Origin of the sequence: Limisalsivibrio acetivorans (assembly GCF_000421105.1) — a bacterium.
Classification (GTDB): domain Bacteria; phylum Chrysiogenota; class Deferribacteres; order Deferribacterales; family Geovibrionaceae; genus Limisalsivibrio; species Limisalsivibrio acetivorans.
On record NZ_ATWF01000001.1, the window covers coordinates 2,373,888 to 2,379,887 of the forward strand.

Sequence of the window (6,000 nt, forward strand, 5' to 3'; positions counted from 1 at the left end):
GACTGCATGGCATGAGCCTTTTTTATTTCATATTAGTGATAAGATTGCTATTACAATCTGCGTAAAAAGTATGTGGCGCGAAAGCGCAAGACAAAGAGATTAGTGGCTTATTTCTAATTTGAGTATGAAAGGAAAAAATCGCAGGGAACTTTTTAGGGAACAAAGTTCCCCGCACCCCTCAAAAACCCATTTGAAAGATAATTATAGTGGTTAATATATAGGATGATCCCATCCATGAAAGCTTATGCTAATCATGCAAATAAGGTTGAAATGCAACAGGCTTCCAAGGATGGAAGCCCTGTAGGCGAAACTAAATTGAATTGTATTCAATTTATGTAGCCGGAAGTGCGAGAGGGCAGGGTTTCCCTGCCCGAACAACAATGGAATTTCCATGGATGGAAAATTCCATAGATATAATTAAAGACAGCCCTGAAGTGAAGAATATGGAGCTCTGTTTCATATTCTGTAACGGAAGTAAGCGGAGCGAAGGCTTTGCCAAGCGTAGCGGCAGGGAAATTCTCAGGATGATGAATTTCCCAGATTAGTACAAGGGGGAACTTTTTAGGGAACAAAGTTCCCTCACTGCGCCTCTTTCCCTTCATACTTGGCCACGTACATCATCTTTGCATCAAGGTAGTAGAGATTGTCGGTGCTGTAGCCGTTTTCGGTGAGGAATTGGAATGCACGTCTGCTTTGCAGCCCAGTTCTGCAGTACATAACACAGAGTTTATCGTCCGGGAGTGTATCAGCGTACTGCTGGAAATCTTCGCCGGGGATATTCACAGCGCCTTTTATATGATGTTTCTTGAAGTAATCCGGTTCGGTGAGGTCTATGAGGTGGAGGTCCGGCTCAGTCTTTATCAGTTTGACAAACTCCTCATACTCAAGGGCCTTGGTGCACTTGCCCTGAAGTGCTTGGATAGCTTTGCCGACAACCCATATGGCGAACATAACACCGATGGCTGTTCCGCTTATCATCAATATATGAAGCATGGCCGACCTCCTCGCGGGTTAAACCCAGTAAACAACTCGGAAATGAACAAGTGTTCTTAATGTAAATATGGATTAAAAAATCGAAGAGATCAAGAACAATGTTATAAAAGTTTATCCCTTGTTGGTAGGGGGCGACATGCGCAAGTATTGCATAATTGATATATAGGCATGAGGGTTATATGGGAAGGTGTGATATAAACAGGTTCGTTATTCTTCTTTGTTGAAAGGGATTGTTGTTAACTACAGGTTGACTATCTCGTTTCCCCCGCCTTCTTCAATCCCCATTTGAAGCCGACCGGCCCAGCTATCTGGTTCATGGCCACAACGGCGAGTATTAGCGTTCTAAACTCCTCACCCCAACCGGGGAAGGTGGTTCCGATAATCTTTGCAAATCCTATGCTTACTCCTGCCTGGCCGATAAATCCGAGTGAGCTGTAGTTGCGCACTTCGCATGTCTCCCCGGTGGCTCTTGCTGTTGAGTAACACCCCACATGCATGGTAACCGCTCTAAGCAGGACTATGATAATCGCCGCAAGCCACATGGAGCTCAGCGCCTCAAGGTTTATAACGGCTCCTGCAACAAAGAAGAACACGAGGTATACGATCTGCGAGTTATCCTCTATGGTTTTGACGAGGCTTTTTCCATATATCGACAGGTTCTTGACAGCAATCCCTGCGGCGAGGAAGATGAGGAGGGGGTTAAGATGAACCTGTCCGGCGATCCACGTTGTAATAAGCGTGAAGATGAGTATAAACACCCCTTCGTTCTGCCTTATATACCTGAGATACAGTGTAATAAGAAACCCTGCGCCAACCCCTGCCAGTATGGAGAAGCTCTCCTCCATAATAACCTTCATGACCGAGGCCTCTTCCCCTGCCGCGCTGAATATGGAGAGGCATGCAGTGAATATAACGATAATGATGATGTCCTTCATGATGGCGGATGTGAGTACGACGTTGGTAAGATGCCCCTTTGCGCCCGTCTCGATTATTACGGCAACGGTGGTGCTGGGTGAGGTTGCGTTGGCTATTATACTCATGAAAACTATGGCGGCGATGGAGCCGAAGACCGCGGGCTGTAAAACACCGCCGAGCGGATACAGAACCGCAAAGAACAGGCCAAATGTTATAAACATCTGCATAAGTACGAACTTTGTTATATTCAGAATCTTGACCTCGCCGCTGCGAAGGTTTATCTCCCCTCCGGCGGTGAGGGCGATGAGGCTGAGCGCAACCTTGTCTATAAAAAGAACGCTGTCCACCATCCTCTGGCTGAATATATCTGTCATATGCGGACCAAGTATGAGTCCGGCGATGAGGTAGGTCGTTATCTTCGGTAAGCCGAAGTCGGACATAAGACGAGCTGAGGCGAAAGCAATGAAGAGGCTCATGCCGAAAATGAGGAAGAAGGAGTCCTTGGAGCCGGTAACCCCGAAGTATTTCAGCGCAAAGAGTGAGCCCAGCCCCGCAGTAAGGGCCAGTATGTCATACGGCCTTTGTTTCATACTTTATCCTCAGATACGTAATTATTTCCGTTGCAAGGTGTATGGTGAAGAAGACCGGAAAGAACGGTGCAACCTCCGCAAAGCCTGCTCTGGTTCCGTAATCGATTATTATAACAGCGGGAAGGATCCCGATGGGGAGCAGGCCGGTTATATCCTCTTTGGTCGGCAGAAGCCTCATATAAATAGTTTTGGCGTTGATGCACCTCACAAAAACGAGAAGCGCAATAATACCCCCTGCAAGGACAAGCTCTCTCGGACCTGGTGCACCGGAGTAGGCTAGAAAAATACCGATGGCAACATAGAAGAAGAGGTATAGAAACCTTTCGAAGGTCATGGTCAGGGTATGGAAGGCTCCGCCGTATTTTGTGTCAGACAGAAAGAAGCCCACGAGAAATCCTGCAACTATAGGCGATATACTCGTGTACATAGCCGCACCCGCAAGGCAGATCACGAATATGATACTCACGAGGTTGATAGTCTTCTTCTCGTTTGTCCTGCCGTAATGGGAGAAGACGAATGTGAATACCAGTGCCATAAGCACCGTTAGCCCGAAGTCCTTTGGTCTGTAGTCATGGAAACCCGCCGCAGCCGTATAACCGAAGAGGACAAGGAAGGGGAATAGCGATGCCACAAGGCGGCTTATGAACGCCTTCTCCCTGTCCAGCCGGAAGAGCTTTGTGGTCAAGTTAATCGAATAGGGCATCATGGAGTTCAGTGCGATGGCGTATATGATCGGTTTGTCGATGCCGTATGCCCATAGAGCCCCGTATAGAAGTACAAGCCCTGTTATGTATACTGTTAGGGTATATGCAATTAGCCCCTTCGGCAGAGTCTTAAGGAGCTTCATGCTGAAATTGGTGCCGATAACAAGCCCCATGAAAGTGAGCAGAACGTAGAGTATCGGCTTTATCAGGTATATAATAGATGCAACGCTTTTCGTGCTATACGCCGCAATGAGGAATATGGCCGCACCGATAAGTGCATACTCAATCTCAAGGTTGAGCAGATAGCTTGCGAGGCTTCTTTTCTTCGACTTAACCGAATAGAAAAGACTCCCCGCAAAGAGCACCATAAAGAAAACCGTTGCGATCGTTACCTCGTTCATTTAAAAATTTTAGTTAATTAAATAAGAATAAGCAAAATAATTATGGGGGCCACTTGTGAAAATTAAGGTAGGAAGCGGTTTCGATGCCCATAAATTTGAAAAGGGGCGCAGGCTTATCCTTGGCGGAGTGACAATAGAGTATGAACTCGGCCTTGCCGGACACAGCGATGCGGATGTCCTCCTGCACGCCGTAACTGATGCCATAGCGGGTGCATCCCTCGGTACGGATATCGGCGGTCTTTTCCCCGATACCGATGAAAAATTCAAGGATATAGATTCCCGCCTCCTTTTGCGTGAGGCAGTTAAGCAGGCGGCACTCAAGGGCTGGCGTGTGGGGAATGTGGACGCAACAATAATTGCTCAGAAACCCAAGCTATCGCCTTACAGATATGATATGATCAGAAACATTGCCGAAGACTGTCTCCTCGACGAAGAGGATGTCACAGTTAAGGCCACAACCACGGAAAAGATGGGCTTCACAGGCAGAGGGGAGGGGATAGCCTCCACCGCCGTTGTTCTTATGTACAAGACAGAGGGTAAAAACACATATATGGAGGAAACATGAAAAGGATTATTCTTGTTGTCGCGGCAATGCTTTTTTCGTCATTTGCCTTTGCGGGAACCGTTAAACTCGGTGCACTCTTCGCAGTGACAGGCCCAGCCGGATACCTCGGTATGCCGGAGAAGCAGACCCTTGAGATGCTCGTTGAGGAAGCAAACGCCCAGGGAGGCATCAACGGAGATAAGATCGAGCTTGTCTTCTATGATACCCAGGGGATGGAAAACCGTACGCTCAACTACTTCAAACGTCTCGTAACAAAAGACAAGGTATCTGCGATAATAGGACCCACCAGAACAGGCTCCACCCTTGTGATAAAGGATATGGCCGAAAGATACAAGGTTCCGCTCATATCCTGTGCCGCAAGCCGTAAGATAGTTGAGCCTGTTTCTAAGTATGTCTATAAGACACCCCAGTCAGATATCCAGGTCGCTGAGAAGCTCTACGAGTATCTGGTGTCCAAAAATAAGACAAAAATCGCCATCATCACTGCCCAGAGCGGATACGGCGAAACAGGCAAGCAGGCTCTCATTGATATAGCAGAGGAATACCCCGTCGATATAATAATCCAGGAAAAATTCAACGATACCGACAAGGATATGACTGCTCAACTCGCTAAGATAAAAGAAGCAAAGCCCGATGCAGTTATATGCTGGGGTGTTGGGCCCGCTCCCGCCATCGTTGCCAGAAACGCAAAGCAGCTAGGCATCGACAACCTATATATGACTCAGGGTGTTGCTTCGAAAAAGTTCATCAACCTTGCCGGTGATGCAGCAGAGGGAATTAAGCTCACCGCAGGCAGGCTCATGGTTGCAGAGCAGCTTGAGGAGGGTGACAAATACAAAGATGTTCTCATCGACTATAAGAACGCCTATGAGAAGAAGTTTGACGATTCCGTAAGCGTCTTCGGCGGCCACGCCTACGATGCGTTCCATCTCTTCAAGATCGCCTACGAAAAGGCAAACGGCAATATGGACAAATTCCTTGAGGAGCTTGAGTCTATTAAGGGGTTCATAGGCATAGCGGGCGAATTTAATATGACCCCCGAGGATCATACAGGTCTATCCAAGGATGCCTTCGTAATAGTAGAGATTCAAAACGGAGACTTCGTTCTTGTGGAATAGTATAAAAGGCTGATGTCGTGAGGTATTTGAGTTTCCTGAAAATTTATCAAATATTTTATTGACATCAGCCCGTTATTTTCGTTATAACTGTCTTCCGTCGCAAGGACGGCAACCTTTTGGGAAGCACCTGATTTGGTGTTCATGGAAGGTAGATTTGTTTGAAAGCAGGGTGAGTTTGGTTCCGTTGGCCGATAAGTTGGCCGGGAGTCTTGTTAAGGGTGTTCACCATTGGTGACGCATCCGAAAGAGAGCAGGCCTCGTTAAGGGATATAAGAACTTACCGATAGGTATAATCCATTCCAGCCGGAGATGTTCCGGCGGTTCGATTTCAATGATAATACATCAGGACGGTGAAACCGTTTCCAGGTATGAGCGTTGAAACGGGCTTGGAACGAGGTTAAAAACTTTTTTAAAAAAAGTGATTGACTTCGCGGCTGAGATTGGTTATAACTTCCTTCCGCTCACGAGAGCGGGAGGGATAACAGAGCAAGTTAAACGTTGTTTGACAATAGAATAGGCCGGTCCGAGAAAAGGGAAAAAGATATAACTGAGTTTGGACGGAGAGTTTGATCCTGGCTCAGAACGAACGCTGGCGGCGTGCTTAACACATGCAAGTCAAGGGGAAAGCACCTTCGGGTGTGATTACACTGGCGCACGGGTGAGTAACGCGTGAGGAACCTGCCCCGGAGAGAGGGATAACAACTCGAAAGAGTT

General features: G+C 47.3%; 6 protein-coding genes and 1 rRNA gene. 4 read left to right on the top strand and 3 right to left on the bottom strand.

Annotated features, from left to right (window positions below; genetic code table 11):
• The first annotated feature begins 395 nt into the window (after nt 1–395).
• A complete protein-coding gene (locus K300_RS16760; protein ID WP_155827599.1) occupies nt 396–545 on the top strand; it encodes a hypothetical protein in 150 nt (49 codons plus the stop codon).
• Between the two features lie 34 nt (nt 546–579).
• On the opposite strand, the gene K300_RS16310 is transcribed toward K300_RS16760, so the two are convergent.
• The 3 genes from K300_RS16310 to K300_RS0111210 all read right to left on the bottom strand — a co-directional run bounded on the left by K300_RS16310 (nt 580) and on the right by K300_RS0111210 (nt 3,603).
• Complete coding sequence (locus K300_RS16310) at nt 580–993, bottom strand: rhodanese-like domain-containing protein (protein ID WP_022851764.1); 414 nt, start codon at nt 991–993, stop codon at nt 580–582.
• A 251-nt stretch (nt 994–1,244) separates the two neighbouring features.
• Nucleotides 1,245–2,498 (bottom strand): cation:proton antiporter, encoded by a 1,254-nt coding sequence (locus K300_RS0111205; protein WP_022851765.1) that lies wholly within the window; start codon nt 2,496–2,498, stop codon nt 1,245–1,247.
• Complete coding sequence (locus K300_RS0111210) at nt 2,479–3,603, bottom strand: cation:proton antiporter (protein ID WP_022851766.1); 1,125 nt, start codon at nt 3,601–3,603, stop codon at nt 2,479–2,481. Before K300_RS0111210 ends, K300_RS0111205 begins: the two co-directional genes overlap by 20 nt.
• Before the next feature lie 61 nt (nt 3,604–3,664).
• Here K300_RS0111210 and ispF point away from each other — a divergent pair, with 61 nt between their 5' ends.
• The 3 genes from ispF to K300_RS16765 form a co-directional block, all read left to right on the top strand.
• Nucleotides 3,665–4,168, top strand: a complete 504-nt coding sequence (ispF, locus tag K300_RS0111215; protein WP_040463791.1) for a 2-C-methyl-D-erythritol 2,4-cyclodiphosphate synthase — start codon at nt 3,665–3,667, stop codon at nt 4,166–4,168.
• On the top strand, nt 4,165–5,286 hold the full coding sequence (locus K300_RS0111220; RefSeq protein WP_022851768.1) for an ABC transporter substrate-binding protein: 1,122 nt from the start codon (nt 4,165–4,167) through the stop codon (nt 5,284–5,286). Before ispF ends, K300_RS0111220 begins: the two co-directional genes overlap by 4 nt.
• Nucleotides 5,287–5,840: 554 nt before the next feature.
• A 16S ribosomal RNA gene (locus tag K300_RS16765) occupies nt 5,841–6,000 on the top strand; the annotation flags it as partial.